The 21,233-nt window shown below is 66.9% G+C and carries 15 protein-coding genes and 2 pseudogenes; 8 read left to right on the top strand and 9 right to left on the bottom strand.

Translation table 11 applies throughout. The features are described from left to right. The first annotated feature begins 136 nt into the window (after positions 1-136). On the top strand, positions 137-3,304 hold the full coding sequence (locus tag KQY30_RS03845) for a BTAD domain-containing putative transcriptional regulator (protein ID WP_217305561.1): 3,168 nt from the start codon (positions 137-139) through the stop codon (positions 3,302-3,304). Between the two features lie 355 nt (positions 3,305-3,659). Here KQY30_RS03845 and KQY30_RS03840 read toward each other — a convergent pair whose 3' ends face one another. Both KQY30_RS03840 and KQY30_RS03835 read right to left on the bottom strand, forming a co-directional pair. Then, a complete protein-coding gene (locus KQY30_RS03840; protein ID WP_217305560.1) occupies positions 3,660-4,151 on the bottom strand; it encodes a DUF4188 domain-containing protein in 492 nt (163 codons plus the stop codon). Between the two features lie 75 nt (positions 4,152-4,226). After that, positions 4,227-4,931, bottom strand: coding sequence for an alpha/beta fold hydrolase (locus tag KQY30_RS03835; RefSeq protein ID WP_217305559.1), 705 nt, complete (start codon positions 4,929-4,931; stop codon positions 4,227-4,229). A 903-nt stretch (positions 4,932-5,834) separates the two neighbouring features. On the opposite strand from KQY30_RS03835, the gene KQY30_RS03830 reads away from it, so the two are divergent. Next, complete coding sequence (locus tag KQY30_RS03830) at positions 5,835-5,993, top strand: hypothetical protein (protein ID WP_217305558.1); 159 nt, start codon at positions 5,835-5,837, stop codon at positions 5,991-5,993. Positions 5,994-7,149: 1,156 nt separating this feature from the next. On the opposite strand, the pseudogene KQY30_RS03825 reads toward KQY30_RS03830, so the two are convergent. The 3 genes and pseudogenes from KQY30_RS03825 to KQY30_RS37080 all read right to left on the bottom strand — a co-directional run bounded on the left by KQY30_RS03825 (position 7,150) and on the right by KQY30_RS37080 (position 10,202). Continuing rightward, positions 7,150-7,917, bottom strand: a pseudogene (locus tag KQY30_RS03825) (transposase). 733 nt (positions 7,918-8,650) lie between these two features. Further along, on the bottom strand, positions 8,651-9,634 hold the full coding sequence (locus tag KQY30_RS03820) for a helix-turn-helix transcriptional regulator (RefSeq protein ID WP_217305557.1): 984 nt from the start codon (positions 9,632-9,634) through the stop codon (positions 8,651-8,653). Between the two features lie 433 nt (positions 9,635-10,067). Next, positions 10,068-10,202, bottom strand: a complete 135-nt coding sequence (locus tag KQY30_RS37080; protein WP_302185299.1) for a hypothetical protein — start codon at positions 10,200-10,202, stop codon at positions 10,068-10,070. A gap of 485 nt (positions 10,203-10,687) precedes the next feature. Here KQY30_RS37080 and KQY30_RS03815 point away from each other — a divergent pair, with 485 nt between their 5' ends. The 3 genes and pseudogenes from KQY30_RS03815 to KQY30_RS03805 form a co-directional block, all read left to right on the top strand. Further along, entirely contained in the window at positions 10,688-11,536 is an 849-nt protein-coding gene (locus tag KQY30_RS03815; RefSeq protein ID WP_217305556.1) for an alpha/beta fold hydrolase, read from the top strand. Between the two features lie 171 nt (positions 11,537-11,707). Beyond that, positions 11,708-12,967 (top strand): MFS transporter, encoded by a 1,260-nt coding sequence (locus tag KQY30_RS03810; RefSeq protein WP_367997388.1) that lies wholly within the window; start codon positions 11,708-11,710, stop codon positions 12,965-12,967. Further along, a pseudogene (locus tag KQY30_RS03805) lies at positions 12,934-13,034 on the top strand (IS5/IS1182 family transposase); the annotation flags it as partial. The gene KQY30_RS03810 and the pseudogene KQY30_RS03805, both read left to right, overlap by 34 nt. A 135-nt stretch (positions 13,035-13,169) precedes the next feature. Here KQY30_RS03805 and KQY30_RS03800 read toward each other — a convergent pair. After that, on the bottom strand, positions 13,170-14,168 hold the full coding sequence (locus KQY30_RS03800; protein ID WP_217305554.1) for a methyltransferase domain-containing protein: 999 nt from the start codon (positions 14,166-14,168) through the stop codon (positions 13,170-13,172). A gap of 549 nt (positions 14,169-14,717) precedes the next feature. Here KQY30_RS03800 and KQY30_RS03795 point away from each other — a divergent pair. Beyond that, a complete protein-coding gene (locus KQY30_RS03795) occupies positions 14,718-15,362 on the top strand; it encodes a dihydrofolate reductase family protein (RefSeq protein ID WP_217305553.1) in 645 nt (214 codons plus the stop codon). Between the two features lie 36 nt (positions 15,363-15,398). Here KQY30_RS03795 and KQY30_RS03790 read toward each other — a convergent pair whose 3' ends face one another. The 3 genes from KQY30_RS03790 to KQY30_RS03780 form a co-directional block, all read right to left on the bottom strand. After that, entirely contained in the window at positions 15,399-16,205 is an 807-nt protein-coding gene (locus tag KQY30_RS03790) for a hypothetical protein (RefSeq protein ID WP_217305552.1), read from the bottom strand. Next, complete coding sequence (locus KQY30_RS03785) at positions 16,202-16,783, bottom strand: SigE family RNA polymerase sigma factor (RefSeq protein WP_217305551.1); 582 nt, start codon at positions 16,781-16,783, stop codon at positions 16,202-16,204. Before KQY30_RS03785 ends, KQY30_RS03790 begins: the two co-directional genes overlap by 4 nt. A 142-nt stretch (positions 16,784-16,925) precedes the next feature. Further along, the gene (locus tag KQY30_RS03780) at positions 16,926-17,576 is read right to left on the bottom strand and encodes a hypothetical protein (RefSeq protein ID WP_217305550.1); all 651 of its coding nucleotides are present in this window, start codon (positions 17,574-17,576) and stop codon (positions 16,926-16,928) included. A 491-nt stretch (positions 17,577-18,067) separates the two neighbouring features. On the opposite strand from KQY30_RS03780, the gene KQY30_RS03775 reads away from it, so the two are divergent. Both KQY30_RS03775 and KQY30_RS03770 read left to right on the top strand, forming a co-directional pair. After that, entirely contained in the window at positions 18,068-18,604 is a 537-nt protein-coding gene (locus KQY30_RS03775; RefSeq protein WP_217305549.1) for a hypothetical protein, read from the top strand. 409 nt (positions 18,605-19,013) lie between these two features. Further along, positions 19,014-21,209 carry a hypothetical protein gene (locus tag KQY30_RS03770; protein ID WP_217305548.1) on the top strand — a complete coding sequence of 732 codons (2,196 nt, stop codon included), beginning with the start codon at positions 19,014-19,016 and terminating at the stop codon, positions 21,207-21,209. Positions 21,210-21,233: the final 24 nt, after the last annotated feature.

Below are 21,233 nucleotides of genomic sequence, written 5' to 3'. Positions count from 1 at the left end.
CGCGCGGCCGAGTGCGCGCCACGATCAGCAGCGCCCAGTGGTCGCGTCGGCGGATGGACCCGGGCTGCGGGTCAGCCGTAAGGTGGCGACGCCGCTGATGATCGTGGTCGGTGCGTGAGCAGGGGTAGGGGTGGGGATGGTTTCCTCCGGCGGAGGTCTGCGTCTGCAGATTCTCGGTCCGTTGCGGGTCTGGCGGGATGGTGTCGAGCTGGATGCCGGGCCTCGGCAGCAGTCGTACCTGCTTGCGGTGCTGCTTGCCCGTGCGGGCAAGCCGATCAGTACGAGCGAGTTGGTCGACTTGATCTGGGCTGAGGACGTTCCGGTGTCGGCTGTGAACATTCTCCAGAAGTATGTCGGTGCGTTGCGGCGGCTGCTCGAGCCTCTGCGGCCCGTCCGCGAGGCCGGTTCGTATCTGCACCGTCGTGGCAATTCCTACCTTTTCGCCGCCGGCCCCGCCATGCTGGATCTCGTTGCCTTCCGGGAACTTGTCGAGGCCGCCAGGGCCGCGCTGGCCCGGAATGATCAGGAGGTGGCCCTCGATCATTACGTCGGGGCGCTCGGGCTCTGGCATGGCTCGGCGGGTGACGGTATCGCCGACGGGACTACGGCCGTGACGGTTTTCGCCGCTCTCGACAACGAGTTCTACGATGCGTGCACGGCTGCGGCGGGGCTTGCTGTGTCGGTGGGCCGGCCGGAGCGGGTGCTTGGGGCTTTGCAGCTGGCTGCATCGATGGCGCCGTTCAACGAACCCGTGCTGGCCGGTCTCATCGGCGTTCTCGGCGCGACTGGACGCCAGGCGGAGGCGCTGTCGGTGTTTCGTCAGGTCCGTGACCGGCTTGCCGACGAGCTCGGTATCGATCCGGGTCCGGCGCTGGAGGACGCGCACCGGCGGATTCTCACGCAGCTCCCGGCGTTGCCGTTTGTGCGGGAGGCGGACGGGGAGGCCGGGCGGACTGCGGCGGCGACGTTGATCGGCCGGGTGGAGGAACTCGCCACGCTGGGGCGGATTGTGGAGCGTGCACTTGCCGGCGGCACCGCGATCGGCATTGTCGAGGGTGAACCGGGTGCGGGCAAGACCCGGCTGCTGGAGGAGGCCGCCGCTGTGGCGGGGCGGCTTGGTGCACTGACCGTCTGGGGCTCGTGTCTGGAGGGTGACGGGACACCGGCGATGTGGCCTTGGGAGCAGGCGCTGAGCCAGGTGGTGCACAGTCTGCCCGCTCCGGCGGGCGAACAGTGGCTCACCGGCGGGCTGGGAAGCCTCCTTGCGGCGCGGGACGACGCTGCCCGGGAGTTTCCCGACGGCAACGCCCAGTTCCGGCTGTTCGAACAGGTCGTCGCCCTCGTCGGACAGGCCTCGGCGCGGCGGCCGGTACTCCTGGTACTCGATGACCTCCAGTGGGCCGACGCCACCTCTCTGCAGTTGTTGCAGCACCTGGCGGGGCGGCTGCCCCACGGCACCGCGGTCATCGGCGCGCTGCGCGACCGCGCGCCCGCACTGAGCCCGGATCTCTCGCGGGTGCTGGCCGCTGTCAGCAGGCGGCCCGGTCACCGCAGGTTCCGGCTCGGCCCGCTCAGCCCGGCCGACGTGGCCGAACTCATCCGCCACGAGGCCGGCCAGGATCCCGGCGACGCCGTCGCCCGCGCCATCCACGCCCGTACCTCCGGCAATCCGTTCTTCGTCCGCGAACTGTCCCGGCTCCTCAGCGGGGCCGGTGCGATCGGTGACGGTGATACGTCCGCGTCGGCCGGGGTCCCGTCCACGGTCCATGACGTCGTCCGTGACCGGATGGCCGGGCTCGACGACCGCGCCCGCGACCTGCTGCATGTGGCCGCGCTCATCGGCCGCGACGTCGACCTCACGCTGCTGTCCCGCGCCACCGGTGTGGACGTGGCGGACTGTCTCCATCGCCTGGAGCCGCTGCAGACTCTCGGGCTGCTCGAGACCGGGCCGCAGGATCCGTCCTCGCTCCGCTTCGCACACGACCTGGTTCGCGAGTCGGTCTCCGGGACCGCGACGAAACAGCAGGCCACTAGGCTGCATCTGCGCATCGCGGACGCTCTCGAACAGATCCATGCCGACGATGAGGACGTCGCCGAACGCCTGGCATACCACCTGTGGGCCGCCGGCCCCCTCGCCGAGCCCGTCCGCGCCGCGGAGGCGCTGATCCGCGCCGGACGCCGCGCGGGAGCCAAACTCGCCTTCGAGTCCGCCGGCCGACAGCTGCGCTCCGCCGTACAGGTCGGCCGGGCTTCAGGACTCATGGAGCTGGAATTCTCCGCCCTCACGCTGCTCGCCATTGTTATCAGACGGCAGTCGGGGTACGACGCGTCGACATTCGACCTGCTGGAGCGGGCCGAATACCTGGCCCGCACCCTCGGCCGGGAGGCGGAGGCCGCCGACTTCCTCTTCATCCGCCTGATCGGTGCCCACACCTCCATCGAGAACGGCCGTGGGCAGTTGGCCCGCCGCATGCACGAGCTCGGTGAGGCGTCCTCAGATCCGGTCGTCCGACGCTACGGCCGGGTCGCCTGGGGCCTGCATCAGTGGGACACCGGCAACATCGGCGAGGCATACCGATCCTTCACTGAGGAGGATGTCGTCGCTGCCGGCGGCACCGTTGCCCCGGGCGAAGTGACACCGCTCCGGCGGGACGGCAGCACCATCAGGGAAGAGCCCTTCATGCGGGCGGTCATGACCGCGCTGCGCGGTGATGTCGACGCGGCGCTGGCTTTCGTCAACACCTGGGACTCCCCGGGGGACTCCTATGCGGTCTCGGTCCGGGTCTACTACACGACCATGATCGCTTCCATGGCCGGGGACGCCGAAACGGCACGGCGAGCCGGCGAGCGGTGGGCCGCCGCCGGCCTCGCCCGTCTCCGTACCCAGAGGGACCACTACATCCGGCAGGGCTGGTGCTGGGCACGCGCCCTCACCGGCGAGGACCCGGCCGGCGCCGCAGCCGAGGCCGAGGAACTCCTGGTCGCCAACCTGCTCCATCCGCCGCAGTGGGGCATCACCTACCACTACGCACTGATCGCTGAGATGTGGCTGGCAGCCGGGTTGCCCGATCGAGCCGACACCGCTCTCGACCGGGCCGACCAGACAATGCGGGACTACGGCCAGCGTTACGCCGAAGGGCTGCTCCTGCTGGTGAAGGCACGCCTACTGCAGGCCCGTGGCGCGCCCCCCACCGCTGTCCGGGCCGTCGCCGAACGGGCCTACACACAATCCACCGCATGCGAAGCGCACCTGTTCGCGCGACGTGCCGAACGATTCCTCTCAGGACCCGGAGCCAACGCGTGACCGCGGGCCCCGAGGAACAGTGCGGGCTGACGGCCCTGGCCCGTGGGCTCTCGGCACCGAAGGGCTTCGTCGACGCCGGCCTGGCTGCCCCTGCCGCCCGGAGCGATTCGCCTGCTGGGCGGCATCCCCGCGCCTGAGGCTCTGCCGGTCGAGACGATCGGCCAGGCATCGGCGCAACTGTGGCAGGACCCCAACGCCGCGATCGCGCCCCTGTAGTGTGCGTCGGCGCGCGGATCCGCCGCACTGTGCGACTGGACAACCTGGTGCTCGCTGGCGCTTGCGACGTCGTGCGCCAGGCCACGGTTTGACGTCCGGTTAACGTGACGCCGCCGCAGGACCACGAGGCGGGTCGGCCCTACTTCTCTGTCGCCCTCAGACGCTGGGCCGCCGTGTCGCCACGTCGCGCGACCGGCACCACACTCGTGGCGCCGGCGAGACCATATGCCGGCATGTCTACGTACACCATCTCGTAGGAACCTGCTGGGACGAGGAACGTCTCGTGCCAAATACCCACGTGGCCCTTTCCATTGCGCGCCCGCCGGTTGAACGCAGTCCAGGCTGGACGGTGCTCCATGTCCTTCTGCTGGGCATAAGCGAGCAGATGTTCCTTGCTGGTCCAGTATTGGACAACGTAGAAGTCCCGGAAACTCCCGAAGAGCAATTTATAGCCGAGAAGTCCGCTGCCCTTTTCTTGCGACAGCTCACGTAGCATTCGCGGCATCGACATGAAGGCCGGAACCCAACTTGAAAATGATCGAATCCGGTTGATGCGTAGTCCGATGTGGAAGACGACGATGTCGCTCTGAATGCCTGCGGTATTGCGGCCAGGTATCACTTTTTCTGACATGGCTCTCCTTCGGTAACACGCTGCGTCAATGTTTTTTTGGTGCTCTGAGGTGCACAGAGATGTCGATGCGAGAGCTCACTCACGTGCAGCCGCGTTGATGACAGCCACTGTCGCGCCAGGACGCGAGACGAAGACCATGTGCGAAGCACCCTCCGCCACCCGGACCTTCGAGTTGGCGCGCTGAGCCATGAACTCCTGCGTCGCGGGCGGGATGATCTTGTCGGCACCGCTGATCAGGTTGTAGCTCGGGATCGAGTGCCAGGCTTGCGGGCCGGAGGCGGGTTCGCCCAGGGCGGCGCCGGCGGCCGGACGTTGAGTGATCGAGTAGAGGGTGGCCTCCTCGGCCGGGACATCGGCCGCGAAATTGGGGTGAAAGACCTTCGGATTGATGTAGAGATCGACCTGCCCGTCGGGCAGCGGCACCGGCTTGAGGGACTCTCCCACCGTGCTACCCGGGAGCTTTTCGACCAGTGTTTGTGCGCTCTCGCCGGCCTCGGGCACGAATGCTGCCAGGTAGACGAGTGCTTTGATGTTCGCGTTGCCTGCGGCGGCCGCGGAAATGACCGCACCACCGTAGGAGTGTCCGACCAGCACGATGGGGCCCTCGATGCTCTCCAGCAGCGCCCTGACATGCGCCGCGTCGGAGGAGAGCCCCCGAAGCGGATTCGCTGCGGCGACCACTGGATAGCCGTCGGTGACCAGCCGCTTGGTGATCGCGTTAAAGCCGCTGCTATCGGCGAAAGCTCCGTGCACGAGCACGATCGTCGGATTGTTGTTCATCGTGGCGCAACCTCTCACTTGGGACGGCGGTGGGCAGGGGGTGCGTATTTCGACGGCGACGTGCGAGCTGTGCAACCCGAGACGCTGCTGGCTGACATAGGCGAACCTGCCCGCACTGAGTGCGGCGGCGACGGCGTGTCGGTTCGCGTACGCCGTCGACGTGGTCAAGCTTGGCCGGGGCAGGTCTGTTCGGAGCGACCGTGGCGACTGCGTTTGATCCTCTTGAGGATGTGACTAATGCGGTACGGTTCCGCTCCTTTCCGCTTGATGCAAAAGTACGGCGCTGCACTGGACGGGCACGGAACAAGACTGGAGCGGGGGTCTGCGTGACATCCACGGATCATTCAGTCGACGTCAAGACCGGTCGTCCAATTCCATGTGCTGGGGTACGCACGGGCAACAGGGGCCGTGGGCGGCGGCGCCCGAGGAGGCCAGTCCGGAATTCAACCAACCGCGAGCTGGTCTGACACGGCCGCGGCGCGGGAGTGGCGAGACGCCTCAACATCGGTGGCCGCGGGAAAGCTGCCGGCAGCCCCGGTCTGTGCGGTGACGCCGAGCAGTCTGCTCCCGGTGCTGTGGGTCGAGGGGCAGAACCACAGAGGTCGGATGCCAACGAGACGACCATGCGGTGGGCCGCTCCAGTGACGGCCTGAGTACGCAGGGCTTGCTGCCCATTCATCTGCGTCGAGACCCCCGCTGACACGAACGCTTCCCCGGCGTGGTTGCGCCGGCCCAAGGGACGCATGAGCCATGGCGCTCTCGTTCTATCCCCGCCCTCGTCCGGCGTGATGTCCTTGACGCAAGGCGACGCGGCACGCATCCGATGGGCTGGCTGGAGCAAGACGCGGGATCACTCAGTGATTGAGGCCATACCAACTCTGTAACCCCAGTCAAGGATTCCCATTGACCTCAGAACTTCTGGGCAAGTCGCGGCCGTTTGTTGTCGCGGTCGTCATCATTCTCAAGAGCGGACCACTCATTGCGGGCAATGCAGAACTGTCTCCTCAGCGGCTTCCGTATCGGCTCGCGGCCACCACTGAGCGAGATCTTCTGCCGCTGTGACGTCTGCGCCTTCTTTGGTGGGGCCCCGACGGAGTTCCGAGTTGAACTCCTGGAGAATTGGAAAATTACTGTTGGAGAGCTCGTGCGCTGTGTGGTTAGCATCAGGTCGCGATCGCTGGGAATGGCGCTGAAGCCATCGAGAGATCCCGTTATGTGTCATTACGGTCGCAACGCCAAAGGAAGGACCGCAAGATGCCAAAGAATGTAAGTCGCGCCAAGAGGTTTGCGATCGTCGCAACTGTTGCTGCTTCCGTGAGTATGCTCTTCGCTCAGTCTGCCTCGGCCGCGCAGACAGATGCCTACTTCCGTGGCACTCATGCCGCGATAGACAATGAGCCGGGCAATGGGGCTGCCGGCTGGGTGTTCGTATATGGATCCACGGAGGCCGGCACGCTCCGGGGGAGCATTCAGTACGACCTCTGGGACGGAACCAGCGGCCAGCTATGGGTGAAGTCAGGCGCCGCTGCTTCTCAGAACACCTCAAGTGACATCCGACGGTTCCGGGCGTGCAGAGAGAGCTCGGTGGACGGATACATCCTCAATAACTGTGGTAGCTGGGTCACCTTCGGATAGAAACGTATGGGACCCCGTTGTGCGGGCCCACCCTGACCGGGTGGGCTTTCATCTCACGTACGGCAGCCACCTCGTGGAGAAGCACGGGGCCAAGCACACCAGCGCCCTGTCGACGACACACTGCAGCACGCCAGCAGCGGCAGCACGATCAGCCGGCCCTTCGATGCCCGCCTGTTCACTACTGGGGCCCACGAACTGCTCGTCGACGTCACAGCCCCCACTTCCCCGACTTCGAGCAGGCCGTCACCAGAGGGGGCGGCGGTTTGCGCGATTCCCGGATGCTGGGTGCGGAACTGTCCTGGTTCGTTGAGGGAGCCCGCCAGACGCCAAGACAGTTCGTAGGGTTCTGCCCTGCCCGAATCCCAGGCCGATGCTCTCGTGAGCGCGGTTGCTGCCGAGATGCAGAGCCTGGTCGATTCCGCCGGCGCGGCGAGCAACCCGGCCCCGACACGGCCGACCTCGGTGAGACGATCCGAACATACCTTGCGGTCGATGCCCGGTGCGGCGCCCGCCTGAGGCCAGGTTCCGCTCCGCACCGGGCCCGAAAGGCACGGCCTGGTACTCCAGTCGTAGATCGTGATCTTCAGGTCGGATTCGCGGCTTGTCGCCAGTAGTGGCCGGCTTGGGCTCGGGCCTGGTGGCGCCGTCGCCAGGAGGACCATGCGAGGCGGTGGGCCGCATCGTGTACGGCCCAGACGACGAGTGTGGTGAACAGTTTCTGGATCTCGTTGCAACTGAGCTGGATCAGCCCGTCTGTAGCGGGATGGTGGGTGTGTTCGACGGCGAGGAAGGCGTGAGCGAGCATGGCCAGCGTGGCCAGGGGCACAGGGGCGGGCGAGAAGCAGCGGTAGTAGGCGAGTTCATCGGTGGTGCGGTTGCGGGTGGATCAGCAGCCGATGACTGCCGGGCCGCCCTTCGGCCAGATCGACGACAGCCCAGTCGTAGAAGCGGCGCGCCCCTTGGCGCCGGCCCCGGCCGACAGCTTCTGCCAGGCCCGCCTGGGCACCTTCGCAGCCAGGGCGCCTGCGCCCTCCCGGCGGTGCCGGTGTACTGGCGCTGGACACCGACGGTGTGTGTGCCCTTCTTCACGTCCCCGGTCTCGTCGACCACCAGCACCGCATCCTCGTCGCGCAGATGCTCCAGCGCGTACTCGCGCACGTCATCACGCACGCGATCGGCATCCCACCGGGCCCGGCCGAGCAGGTGCTGCATGCCGTCCGGACTCGCCTCCCCGGCCTTCTCGGCGATCGACCAGCAGTTCTTGCGGGGCAGGTCCGACATCGCCCCAGCGCCAAGTCCCGCACCCGGCGCCGGGCTCCACCCGCGCGAACCGGCCCGCTATCCGGCCCATCAGAACCTCGAACGCCTCCTGCCAGCGGGCAGGGTCTACGCTGTGACGCGCGGCCTCCGCAAGATCGTTAGTCTGCACACACCGGTGATCAGCGGTGGCCGCGCGCATGGGCGCCAGCGGGATGGAAGACCCGTCGTGGAGGGAGACGCGGTGCTGGGATTGCTGGGTTTCTACGACGAAATCGACAACCGTCCCGGCCAGCCGAACGGGTCCCTCCGCGATGCCGTCCAGCCCGTCGGACAGCCGGACGAGGCGAACCTGGTGGCTTACCTGGATGCCGGCCACATCCTCATCGACGTCATGGAAGGGGCCATGACGTCATCACCGGGAGCACGCACCGCCACTCCCTGGGCTGCTCATCGCTGGTCACCGACGGCACCTGGCTGTGGCGCCAGGACTTCCCACACTACGTCGAAACACACCACGTCCTGCTCCCCGAGGCGTTTATCGAGCACGCGCGCGACCTGAATTACCAGACGCCAGCCCTCATCACCACGCAGTTCGCCCCCCACTACAACGAGACCATGCCTCTCGTCGGCTGGGCCTCGGCCGTCCCGTGGGATCAACTGCGGCCGTGCTCGAACCCGAACCACGAACGGTCACCACCAAGGCCGAGTTCGACGCCGCCATGCTGGCCAAGGAACGAAACCGACCACGCGGAAACTGGGCCAAGCCTCGCAAACCCCGGAGAGCATGAGCCAACTCCAGCCAGTCACGATCTACGGCTGGAGTATTAAGCCTTTCGGTTTCTCAGATAAGCCGCCGGCGTTTCACCGTAAATCGCTTTGAAGTGCCTGATGAAGTGACTCGCATCAGAAAAGAGCCATCTCGCTGAAATTTCCGAGATGCTGCCTGCGGTGCCCGCGTTGGCCAGATCTTCGTGCGCCCTCTGCAAGCGCATTCGCCGGGTAAATGACATAACTGATTCACCATTTGCTGCGAATGATCTGTGCAGCGTCCTCGGCGATACCCCGACATGGTGGGCGATCATTTGTGGAGAAAGCTCGTAGTCGCCCAGATTGTCGACAATGAACTTCTTCGCCGCAGCCACTGTTACGCTTGAATGCTCACTCAATTCTGAATTATGCCGACGCGATACAATGCCTGAAATAAGAGCGGCGCAGGCTTCTCTGGCCATGCCCTGTGCGACTGAAGAACCTCTTAACTCGCCGCTGCTGCTGCTTACCGTATTTATGACGGCTTGGAAGAACTTCACCTCCGGTTCCTCAACGCCGGCCATGAAGGCATCATCGAAGACGCGTTGTGACGCAATCCTGGGAATGACCAGGTGGCGCGGTACCATCACCACATGCGCAATGGTCGCCGGTGCGCACACGAAATCCCAGGTAAGTCTGGTGTCCCGCACGCAGATCTGCCCTGGCTTGACGACTGTTCTGTTTCTTCCGTTGGCGAATTCAATCCAACCTGAAAGAACCAGGTCGGCTACGATTGGATCCTGGTCTCGATCACTGCCCGAGATCCCGGATATTGAGTCGCAGTACACCTGAGCTGAAAGCACATCCTCGATGAGTTGGCCTCTTGCGTGAAAGCGGAAGTCTGTTGAAGTGGCGGAGTCTGGAATGGTGATATTTTTCAAATGAGAGAATGGTCCTCTCTCCCATTCACGGAAGAATCTTTCGGCATCGTGCGTCTGCCGTGATGGAAGATCTGCCTGCAACTCGTAGTCGACTGCTGCGTGCACGACCGACTTCACCACCCTGCCGCCCCTTCCTGAAATATTGATGCTCAGACCGTCTGCATCACGGCGTCGGCTGCGGTCGGGCCTCCTGTCGGCGGCGCGGCATCGCCAAGGTCGCCCGTCGGCGGCATTTGCTTTGCGGCTGCCGGGGGCTCGACCGCTTACCGGGTCTCAACCCCGTCAGGAGCGGTGCCCTCTCCGATCAGGCCCCTGCTGCTTTCGATTTCATGCCCGAAGCCTAAAAAGCCTCGCTTGACAGAGACGGAACTGGCGGCTGACGGGCGCAGATCCCCTGCTCAGTGGCCACTCATCGTTCGTCAAGTCGGCTCACAGGCTGTGTCTCAATCCGATCCCGCACAGCACTGGGATCGTCGTCCGAACTCGATGCGCGACCTAAATCACGCTCTCCGGAAACCCGTGTCGCGCAGGCTGACAACTCCTTGGAGTAGCGTCACTGTTCGGCCAGCCCGCTCAGCATCTCCTCGGCGCGGCGGGCGAAGTGGGCGACGAGAACGAGTCGGCCCTTGACGGTCGCCCGGATGCCCGCCAGGTACGTGGAGTCGGCGGCCACGCTCCGCATTGACATGCCGGTCTCTTCACATGTGGCTGACCAACTTGCGGTGTGCGATGGGTCGTTGCCATCGAGGCACTCCCATCAGAGGCTGAAATCTTCGGTAACGATCGAAATCCAGCTTGAACGTGATTACTTGACGAACACTGAACGGCCACTGAGTAGGGCCTCCGCAGCTCCTAGTCGCCGGTTCCGTCTCCGTCAAGCAGGTCTTTTTAGGCTTCTGGCGTCAAGTCGAAAGCAGTAGAGGCCCGATCGGAGAGGGCTTCACCTTCAGGCCGGTCAACGCCTCGATCAAGGATGCCGTGGTGTAGACGGTCTGAACCTGGATGTTCCAATCTGCATCATCCACTCTGTACGGTGAATGTGGGTGGTCGAGCAGTCGGGAGGCAGCCAGCCCCACCAACCGACCCTCGGGACCCGGCAGATCACACGAACCCGGCCGCATCGAAATCCTCACTTACCGTCAGTATCCGCATCAAACCTGAAGGAAACTCGCCATGCTTTCTCATCGTCGTTCGCGTCTGATCGTGGTTGGCGCAGTGAGCGTCGCCCTTGCTGCAGGCATCGCCGCCTCCGCCACCGCAAGCCCCGACACCGCTTCTGCCGGCAAGTCGAAGCCCACTGTGGTGCTGGTGCATGGGGCTTGGGCTGACGCCTCCAGTTGGGACGGGGTGACCAAGCGACTGCAGGCGGATGGCTACACCGTCGTCGCGCCGGCCAATCCGCTGCGCGGGCTGAGCAGCGACGCCAAGTACCTTTCCGACTACCTCAAGACCGTCAAGGGCCCCGTCGTCCTGGCCGGACACTCCTACGGTGGCGCCGTCATCACCAACGCCGCCGCTGGCAATTCCAACGTCAAGGGTCTCGTCTACATCGCCGCCTTCGCACCCGACGAGGGCGAGAGCGCATCGGCACTGGGTGCGAAGTTCCCCGGCAGCCACCTCTCTGACGACCCCACGGCTCAGGTTCCCACCTCGCTCAACGCCGTGCCCTTCACCCAGGCTGACGGCAGCTTTGGAGTCGACCTGTACATCAAGCCCGACAAGTACCGCGACGTCTTCCTCAGCAACTCCCTGGGCACCAAGAACGCCGCCGCCCTCGCTGCCGCACAGCGTCCCATCACTCCGCAGGCTCTCGGCGAGCCTTCCGGTACCCCCGCCTGGAAGACCATCCCCTCCTGGTACCTGATCGCCAGCAACGACAACACCCTCCCGCCGGCAGCTCAGAAGTACATGGCCGACCGTGCCCACTCCCGCACCGTCAAGGTCGACGCGCCCCACGCGGCCACCGTCACCAACCCCGGCGCGGTCACCAACCTCATCGAGAAGGCTGCCGCGGGCCGCTGAATGCGGATCTGAACATCCAGGTAAGGCGTTGGAGGGGCTTCCAGTCCGTCCAACGCCTCCTGCGGGCTCTCGCGGAATTACCAGTTCTCCGCGCACTCATGGGTAACCCCGAATCTGATCTCCCGAAGAAAATCTCACCGATCGGTAAAGCAGGAGAAAGGCTCACCGACAATGCGGCAGACAATGGAACAAACGCTCGGAAAAGAAAAAGATTCCACGCAGCCATGCAGTCGCCGCCGCAGGGTTCTCACACTTTCAGCCCTCGCCTTGGGAACTTTCGCCATCGGCTCTGGCGAGTTCGGAACAAACGGAATCATCCAGCTTTACGCGAGCGACTTCGACTCCTCGATCGCCCTTGCCACCTACGCGGTAACGGCTTACGCGTTGGGTGTGGTGATTGGATCCCCACTCATCACCGTACTGGCCGCACGGCTCAATCGGAAGACACTTCTGCTCGGCCTCGTCGGCCTGTTCATTGTCGGCAATCTATTCTCCGCAATGGCTACAAGTATTGGCGCATTGATTGTCGCGCGTTTTGTCACCGGCACGGTGCAGGGGGCGTACTTCGGAGCAGGGGCCGTTGTGGCCGCTCACGTGTATGGTCCTGGAAAGGGAGGAAAAGCGTTCGCCACGGTGATGGCCGGTCTCACCGTAGCGACTATCTTCGGGTCGCCCTTGGGCACAGCAATCGGGCAGGGCTTCGGCTGGCAGTGGCTGTACTTGGCGGTCGCGGCCGTGGGTCTGCTGGCCGGTGTTGCCCTCTACCTGTGGGTTCCCCAGTCCAGCGACCTGTCCGGCGGCTCGGTTTCCAAGGAACTTCGTGCCCTCACCCGGCGCCCGGTCTGGGCAATGATCGCCGTGGCGTCGCTTGGCATTTCGAGTATCTTCGCCGTCTACACCTTCATCGGTCCGTACATCACTGATGCCGCTGGTGCGACAGCGTCGGTCATCCCGATCGCCTTGGGCGTGTTCGGCCTGGGAATGGCGGTGGGAAACCAGGTCGGCGGCAAGTTCGCGGATCGCTTCGTCCTTCGAGGGCTGGTACTCGGCTACAGCCTGGTGCTGGTATTTCTGCTCGTCGTCGCGCTTGGCGGCATGTGGCTCCCGGCGCTCTTCGTGGGCCTCTTCGGTGTAGGAGCGAGCGCCATGATGGCGATTCCTACCATCCAGGTGCTGCTGACACGATTTGCTCCCGAGGCGCCCACGCTCATGGGCGCGATGAACCTTGCGGCGCTCAATCTCGCGAACGCACTCGGAGCAGTCGGTGGTGCGATCACGTTGAGCGCAGGTTTCGGCACCCTGTCCACCGCCTGGGCCGGGTTCCTGCTGGCAGCCGGCGGACTGCTCGTACTTGCTCTGACCATTCCGCGGTCTCTTCGGCATCAGTCACCTGTCCCGATCGATCCGGCGCGAAGGCCACTGTCGGACTGACGACAACGATCGCCGACGGCGGCTACCCGGGCACCGGACTCGTCATGCCGGATCAAGGAGGCGCAGGTTCGAATTCTGTCGCCCCGACCAGCGTTTACGCAGGTCACAGGCGGTATCGGAGGAATCCGGTACCGCCTTCCGTTCTCTGTGGTCCTGGCACTCGCTGCGGATCCCCCGTGGACCGGCCGGGGCAGGCCCGCGATCAGCCCTCGCTCAGGCGCTTCCGGTGGTGGTCGGTGCGGCGGGACTTCTGGGTGTGTTCGATGGTGTATGCGGTTGGATGCAGTCCGCCACTGGTCACCTGGACCTCCTTGATCACCCGGATTCCGCTCGTCTCCTGTACGGCCTGCTGGAACAGCCGTTTGTCCTCGGTCAGGAGAACGGCACGGCCTTTGGGGTTCAGTACGCGGGTCAGTTCGGCGAGAAACCGGGGGTACAGGCGGCTGTTCGCGTGGTGGGAGCCGACTCGTTTGCCGAACGGCATGTTCGAGATGATCCGGTCGACGGAGTGCTCCGGCAGCGGCAGCGTTTCCGCCCGGGCCTGGGCCAGCAGGTGCGGGGTGTCCACCGCGCTCAGGTTCAGACGAGCTACTTCCAGTGCCGTGGGCGAGATGTCGGTGCCCAGGAGCCCGGCGCCTCTGCCGATGGCGGCGACCTCGGTCAGCAGCGTCCCGGAACCGCAGAACGGGTCGTACACCGTGTCGTCCGCCTCGGGCTTGGCGAGCTGGACAAGCAGGCTGCCGACCAGCGGGTTGACCGACGCGGGGATGCGACGCAGTTTCGCGTAGCGACGCGAGCGATGCATGGCTCCGACGTCGGCCAGCAGGAAAGGGCCGTGCTCGGCGATATTGACGTCCCATGCCTTCGGGTCGTTCTCCCAGCCGAGTTTTGTGCTGATCGTCTCCATGAACGGTTCACGGCCCTCGATGCGATCCACTCGATAGGCGGGTGGACCGGACAGCGCGCCGATGGCTCCGCTTTTCGTCGACTGTTCGAGCTCCGCCAAAGCGTCGGCGAAGCCATCGATCCAGGCATGCTCAGATTCATCGAGGACGACCGAAAGTGTCGAGAACATTCGTAGCGGCAGCAGTTGCTCCAGATTTCCGTCAAAGTCAAAGAGCACCGAGTCGCTGGTCCGGCGAATGTTCGTCAGTGTGGGGGCGCCGATGTCATGGCAGTGCTGAAGAAGCCGGTCCACCACACCGGGGAGGCTTTGGAGGTGCAGGCGGTCCCGTACGGGGGAGTGGGTGCTGATTTCCCTGAGCATCACCTGGCCTCCTAACCGAGCGTAGGAAACGGACGTAATCGCATATCGCCTCCCGGCACTCGTTGAGGATCTCATACTGCCCACCTCACTCAGAACGTCGTCCTGACGCGACCTCGACACCGCAACGGCTCTGAGAGCCCAGCGTAAGGCGGGTCCTCGTAGGCATGCGAGGGCAGGACAATGGATCGAAAGTTCGGACTCGTGAGCGAAGCGGAAATTAATCGATGGTACGACGGGAAGGAATTTTCTTCGGACTGGACAACGAGCCACATTTAAATCCGGGCTGACTTCTTCTCCCGACGTCGGCGTCGGCATCGGCGTCGCAGTGGGCCCGGTGCGGGCGGGCGTAAGCCGTGCCGGAGCGCGCCTCAGGAGCAGGAGCAGGAGCAGGAGTACGAAGCCCGATGCCGTTCCGACGATGAGTCCGCCGACGCCCACAGGTCTACCTGTCGACGGAGACAACCAACTCATCGGGAGCAAGGCATGGGCCTCATCCACATCGAGCTGTTCGCGACCCTCGACCTCGTCGGGCAGGCGCCCGGCAGCCCCGAAGAGGACCCGGTGGGATTCCCGTTCGGCGGCTGGCAGGCACCCCTGTTCGACGAAGTCGGCGGCGCGCAGGTCGGTGCCGCGTACGAGGGCACGGACGCCCTTCTCCTCGGCCGGCGGACGTACGACATCTTCGCCGCCTACTGGCCCCACCAGGAGGGTGGCCAGGACAATGAGATCGCCACGCTCTTCAACAGCGTCCCCAAGTACGTGGCCTCCCGGGGCAGGCCCGACCTCTCGTGGGCCGGGTCCACCCAGCTCGGCCCGGATCTGGCCGGCGCGGTGCGCGAGATCCGTGAGCGGCACGAACATGTGAAGGTCGTCGGGAGCCTGAACCTGGTACAGACCCTCCTGCGCGAGAAACTCTTCGACCGGCTCGACCTCTGGATCCACCCGGTCGTACTCGGCGTCGGGAAGAAGGTGTTCGAGAGTGGCGCGGTGCCCACGAACATCACCCTTCTCCAACCGCCGCTGGCCAGTCCGAAAGGCACCGTGTACCTGCGCTACGGGCTCGCCGATGGCACGCCAGGGACGGGAGACATGAGCGCACCCGATCGCGGTGCCGGCCGCGACGACTGAAACGCCCCACACACCAGGTGCGTCCAGGGCGTCTGCTCAAGGCAATATCGCGAGGACCTCGCCCGCCGCGTCGTAGAGGGTGACGCGGCGGATGAAGTCCGTCGGCGCGTCCGCGTTCTCGCCGGTCCCGGCCTGGGCACCGGCGCCTTCGCGCCCCATGACCGTCGCGTCCGGCGGCGTCTCGGTGGTGGCGTACCAGACGCCCCAGTCGGGCCTGCCCGCCAGCTCCAGCAGCTTGGCGCGCACCACCCGGCCGGTCGCGGTCGTGATCTCGACGCGGGCCGCGTCACGCGTTCCGTAGTAGATGCCGGAGTGCAGATAGCGGTTGCCCACCGGTTCCGACTGGCGTGAGACGCCGGGGGTGGTCAGATCGAGATTGCCGTCGGTCACGCTGCGGAACTGTTCGCCTTCCGGGGTGGACCAGTGTTTGCCCTCCTCGGTCAGCCATACTTCCGCGCCCGGCGCCGCCTTCACCCGCTCACCCGGCCGCATCACACGGGCGGGCGCCGGGGCGGGCGAGGGCGTCGGCGGCGCGGTGAGGACCGGCACGGGCGGGGGTACGGGGTCCGGCGGCGGGGCGGTACGTGCGAGTACGACGGCCAGCGGGCCCAGCAGCAGCCCGCAACCGGCCACCACCAGGGCCGCGTTGCCGCGTCGGCGCCGGGCACGGCCGGATCGTTCGATCGCGGCCAGCGGGACGGGGGACGGCCTGACGGCGTTCGCGGCATCCGCGAGGGCGGCGCGCAGCACATCGTCGTACCCGCGCCGCTGTACGCCGCAATGCGTGTCGTCCGGCTGCGGTGTGGTCCCGGGCTGCGGTGTGGTCCCGGAGGGAGGATTCATGGGCGGACTCCGGTTCCGGCTCCGGTGCCCGGGGCGGCCCCGTTCGCGGGGACAGCTCCGGCCCCGGTGCGCGGTACGGGAAGCCGGCGGGCGATGACGGGATGGGCGCGCAGGGTCTCCAGAGCGCGCCGGGCATGGGTCTTGACCGTGCCGACCGAGCAGTTCAGCATGCCGGCTATCTCCTGTTCGCTCAGATCCTCCCAGTAGCGCAGCACCACGACCGCACGCTGCCGGGCCGACAGCGCCGCCAGCGCCTGGGCGAGGGCGGCGCGCTCCTCGATGTGTTCGGCGTGCCCCGTGTGCCGGCCGTGCACCGCCTCCGGCAGGAAGGGCGTCAGCAGATGGACGACGCGCCGTTTCCGTACCCGGCTGAGGTTGTTGTTGACGAGCGCCCGGCGCACATAGAAGTCGACTTCCTCGCGGGGGATGCGCCGCCAGCGCGCACAGACCTTGGCGAGGGTGGTCTGCACCAGGTCCTCGGCCTCGTGGAAGTCGCCGGTGAGCAGATGCGCGGCGCGTACGAGGCGGGGCCAGGCCGCGGCCGCGTACTCGGCGAAGTCGTCGTTCGTGTACGGCACAAGCGGCGGTCCCTCGGTTCGGGTGAAGAGCGCGGGGTCGGTGCGGCGGTGGCGGAGCACAGAGGAGCGAGTGCGGTACGGGTGGGGGCCCGGGCTCCCCCGGGCGGTCAGGACGTCCCCGCCCGGGCCCCCACCCGGGCTGTCAGCCGACCGGGGAGGACAGGGTGGCGAGGACCCGGCCCGCCGTGTCGTACAGCGTCACGCTGCGGATGAAGTCCACGGGCCTGTCCGTGGACTCACCGGCGTCGCCGATGCCCGCGCCCTCGGGGCCGAACACCGCCGGGGCGGAGGGCAGTTCGGTGGTGGTGTACCAGGCGCCCCAGCCGGGTTTGCCCGCCAGCTCCACCATCGAGGCCCGTACGGTCCTGCCCGTCCGGGTGGTGATCTCGACGCGGGCCGCGTCACGCGTTCCGTAGTAGACGCCGGAGTGGAGGTAGCGGTCGCCCACCGGTTCCGACTGGCGTGAGACACCCGGGGAGCTCAGGTCGAGATTGCCGTCGGTCACGCTGCGGAACTGTTCGCCCTCCGGGGTGGACCAGTGCTTGCCGTCCTCGGTGAGCCACAGCAGGACGTCCGGCGCGGCCTTCACACGCTCACCCGGTGCCACGACGCGGACGGACGACGCCGTACGGGACTTCGCGGCCCCGATGGACGGTGCGGCCCCCGTGGACGGTGCGGCGGCCGAGGGCGCGGGGGAGGCGTTGCCCGGCGTCAGCGCGTACGCCCCGGCCGGCACGGCCAGTACCGCCGCCGTGACCGTCGCGGCGACCACATACTTCTTGATCCGTGTCATGAACGGACAGCTCCTTGTGCGTCTTTGGGTTCGAACGGTACGGAGGGCGCCTCTCCACCCCTTCAAACCCCGGTCGCCGCCCGACGGGATGACATGCCCCGCGAACTTTTTTCCGGACGCCTCAGCCGGACGCCTCAGCCGACTGCCTCACCCGGACTCCGACCCCGGACGCCGAACCCGAACTCCGAACCCGGACGCCTCGCGCGTCCGCGCCGGGGCCCTGCGGCACGCAGACGGCGGACAGACGAGCGGGATTCCCCGAGCCGCGCGGGCGTACGGAATGCGCCATTCTCATGGGCTTGCCCAGGTTGCGGAGCCCCCTGTTCCGTACGTACTGTCGCCACTCGACCACCCTGCGCGTTCAAGGGGTCCGGGTGCCGTCGTGGGGCGGGGAGGCGGGTGTGGGGCGGGCGTGCCCTTCGAGCCGATGCGGGACGGGTGCGGACCGATGGGGCAGACGGGGGGCCGGGCGGTCTCCTAGCCTTCCCGCCATGCGACTCACACACCTGAGACGTTTAGGTCTCTCCATCGTCCTCGCCCTCGCCGCCGCGCTGTTCGGTCTGGCCCAGCCGGCCGCCGCCGACACCCCCGACCTGGCCTTCTCCGTCGACCAGCCGGTCACCGTCCCGGGGTCCACGGTCAACATCACGATGACGCTCACCAACAACCAGGCCACGGACATCTGGTTCGTCTACCAGTCCGTCCAGCCCACCTGGGCCACCACCCAGCGCAGGGATCTGAAGTACTCCTTCGCCTCGTGCACCGCCGACGGTGTCGCCTGCACCGGAACCGGCACCACCACTCTCGGTGTGAACTACGAGATTCCGCTCCCGCCCGGGGCGACCCGTACCGTCACGCTGTCCTACGACATCGCCGCCGACTCCGGCTGCAACGCCGACATCGCCTTCTACTCGTACCTCTACTACGAGTACAACTACGGCCAGAATGTGAAGGACGGCACCTACACCACGCCGACGACCCGGCTGAACTGCGCGGCGCCCCCGGCTCCCGCCGCTGCCCGCGCCTGACATCTCGGGTCGCCGGTCCGCTCGTCGCGGACTTTCGTGACGCAGCGCCAAGAGCGCCGTAATCGCGCCGAATGAGACGACTGGGACGGCATGGGCAACCCAGGGCACACGGGCGGGATACCCCATTCGCGGGTATCCCGCCTTCGGTTGTGCCGCAAGGGCAGCACGCGGCAAAGGGATGATCGCGGACATGCCGGGCCCGCCGTGAGGGCCGGTCCGGGACACCGGGATCGCCCGCGTTTTTCCGTCATGTTTCACAATCGGCGCACGAAACCCCCACGCGCCCACCACCATGTGAGACATCAGAGCGCGGCGCCGGCCTTCCGTACGAGGGCCGGCGCCGTGCTGGGGGTTGGGGTCCGGGCGGTCGGGAGAGCCGACCGGGCCCACTGGGGAGGGATTCGACCGCATGAAGCGGAGCATTCGCACGACCGCACTGACCACCGGAGCGCTGCTGCTCGCGCTCGCGTTACCCACGGCGCCGGCGATCGCCGACGAGCCGGCGCCCCGTATCGATCTGCGTGTCCTTGTCGTCACCGACGGCGGCCCCGCCACGGCCGCCATCGCCGCCGAACTCGACGCCGCGGGCACGCCGTACACCCTCGTGGATCTCGGACGCTCCGACCGGCCCGTGATCGGACCGGCGTTCCTGGCCGACACGGTGGACGGCCGGCCGCGGGCGAAGTTCCAGGCCGTCGTACTGCCCAACGACAACCCGTTCCAGGCAGGTTCACCGGAGATGGCGGCTCTCGTCGCCTATGAGCAGGCGTACGGGATCCCCCAGGTCGACGCGTACACCTATGCGCGCCCCCAGGCCGGCCTCGAAGTTCCCAACGCCGGCGGCTACAGCGGTTCGGTCGACGGCATACGGGCCCAGGTGACCCCCGCGGGCAACGCGGGTCCCTTCGGCTATCTCGACGGCGAGGTGCCCTTCGAGGACAACGCGCCCGACGTCGGGGAGAGTTACGCCTTCCTGTCCCGTCCCCGGGCCGGCGCCGACTTCACCACCTATGTGGACGCGCCGATCCCCGGCTCCACGGCCAGGGGCTCCCTCGTCGGCGAGTACCGGCACGACGGCCGCCGGGAACTGGTGGTCACCTTTGTATACAACCAGTATCAGCAGCAGTTCAGGCTGCTCGCCCGGGGCATCGTCGACTGGATGACCCAGGAGGTGCACCTCGGTGCCTCCCGGAACTACTTCTCCGTCCACGTGGACGATGTCTTCGGCGCCGACGACCGCTGGGATCCCCTGCTCAACTGCACACCGGGCGACGTGGACTGCCCGCCGGGCCAGGGCACCCAGAACCCCATCCGGATGTCGGCCGCGGACGTACGGAACGCCGCCGACTGGTCACGCCGACGCGGCTTCACACTCGATCTCGCGTACAACGGCGCCGGCAGCGAGCAGCACCGTGTGGACAACGACGGCGCCGACCCGGCGGCCGACGAGTTCCTGGCCAGGCGTGCCGACTTCCGCTGGCTCAACCACACCTACGACCACGCGTTCCTCGGCTGCGAGCAGGATGTCTCCGTCGTCCCGTGGAAGTGCGCCACCAACGCCGACGGCAGCACACGCTATGTCGGCCGCACGGAGATCTCACGGGAGATCTCCGACAACCGGCAGTGGGGCGAGCGGGCCGGACTCCCGCAGCGCAACGACGAGTTGGTGACCGGTGAGCACTCCGGGCTGAGGGTGCTCCCGCAGCAGCCCGACGACAACCCGAATCTCGCTCCGGCGCTCGCCGACAACGGCGTCGCCTGGCTCGCCTCCGACAACTCCCGTGACCCGGGGCAGCGCGCCGTCGGCTCCGCGCTCACCGTGGCCCGGTATCCGATCAACATCTTCTACAACGCGGGCCGGACGTCCGAGCAGGTCGACGAGTACAACTGGCTGTACACCAGCCGGGCGCAGGGCGGCAGCGGACTGTGCGAGGAGCTCGCCAACACCACCTGCCTCGACGCGCCCCTGGACACCGCGACCGGCTACGCCGACCACATCGTGCCGCTGGAGACGAGCATCGCCCTGGGACACGTGCTCGGCAACGACCCGCGGCCGCACTTCATGCACCAGTCGAATCTTGCCGAGGACCGGATCGGATATCCGGTGCTGGACGCGGTCCTCGACCGGTACGCGGCTCTCCACGCCGACAACACCCCGCTGGTCAACCCCCGGATGAGCGACGTCGGCGAGGAGTTGCGCAAGCGCAACGCCTGGAACGCCGCCGTCAGGAGCGGCGCCGTCACCGCCTTCCGGATCGGCGGCACCGTGACCGTACAGGCCCCGCAGAACGTCGCAGTCCCGGCCGGTATGCCGACCGGAACGACCCAGAGCCTTCCGGCGGGAAGTACGGGCTTCGGGCAGCCGTACGCCGGGACCGTCTCCGGCTGGGTCTCGCGCGCGGCCGGCCAGGACCGTGTCACGCTCGTGCTGCCCCCGGCCCTGGTGCCCGCAGCCGACCCGGGCCACGCCGCCGTGGCGGACCGGGCGGCGGGTCCGGCCGGCCGGGCCGCGCGCCACGCCGACGAGCCGTCACCGGGGACCGCGCCTCGTACGCCGGTGCCCGCCGGTGTGCTGCGGGCCGTGCGGCCCGGCACCGGGTACTGATCCCGGCCCTCCCACTCCCGGCAC

Origin of the sequence: Streptomyces sp. GMY02 (assembly GCF_019056675.1) — a bacterium.
Lineage (GTDB): Bacteria > Actinomycetota > Actinomycetes > Streptomycetales > Streptomycetaceae > Streptomyces > Streptomyces odonnellii.
The sequence above is the reverse complement of the archived record's forward strand: the minus strand, read 5'-3'. Positions and strand labels throughout refer to the sequence as shown.

Excerpts from the sequence above, each read along its gene's own strand:
- KQY30_RS03845 (WP_217305561.1), top strand. The coding sequence starts at position 137 with ATGGTTTCCTCCGGCGGAGGTCTGCGTCTGCAGATTCTCGGTCCGTTG.
- KQY30_RS03840 (WP_217305560.1), bottom strand. The coding sequence starts at position 4,151 with ATGTCAGAAAAAGTGATACCTGGCCGCAATACCGCAGGCATTCAGAGC.
- KQY30_RS03835 (WP_217305559.1), bottom strand. The coding sequence starts at position 4,931 with ATGAACAACAATCCGACGATCGTGCTCGTGCACGGAGCTTTCGCCGAT.
- KQY30_RS37080 (WP_302185299.1), bottom strand. The coding sequence starts at position 10,202 with ATGTCAATGCGGAGCGTGGCCGCCGACTCCACGTACCTGGCGGGCATC.
- KQY30_RS03815 (WP_217305556.1), top strand. The coding sequence starts at position 10,688 with ATGCTTTCTCATCGTCGTTCGCGTCTGATCGTGGTTGGCGCAGTGAGC.
- KQY30_RS03810 (WP_367997388.1), top strand. The coding sequence starts at position 11,708 with ATGCGGCAGACAATGGAACAAACGCTCGGAAAAGAAAAAGATTCCACG.
- KQY30_RS03795 (WP_217305553.1), top strand. The coding sequence starts at position 14,718 with ATGGGCCTCATCCACATCGAGCTGTTCGCGACCCTCGACCTCGTCGGG.
- KQY30_RS03790 (WP_217305552.1), bottom strand. The coding sequence starts at position 16,205 with ATGAATCCTCCCTCCGGGACCACACCGCAGCCCGGGACCACACCGCAG.
- KQY30_RS03780 (WP_217305550.1), bottom strand. The coding sequence starts at position 17,576 with ATGACACGGATCAAGAAGTATGTGGTCGCCGCGACGGTCACGGCGGCG.
- KQY30_RS03775 (WP_217305549.1), top strand. The coding sequence starts at position 18,068 with ATGCGACTCACACACCTGAGACGTTTAGGTCTCTCCATCGTCCTCGCC.
- KQY30_RS03770 (WP_217305548.1), top strand. The coding sequence starts at position 19,014 with ATGAAGCGGAGCATTCGCACGACCGCACTGACCACCGGAGCGCTGCTG.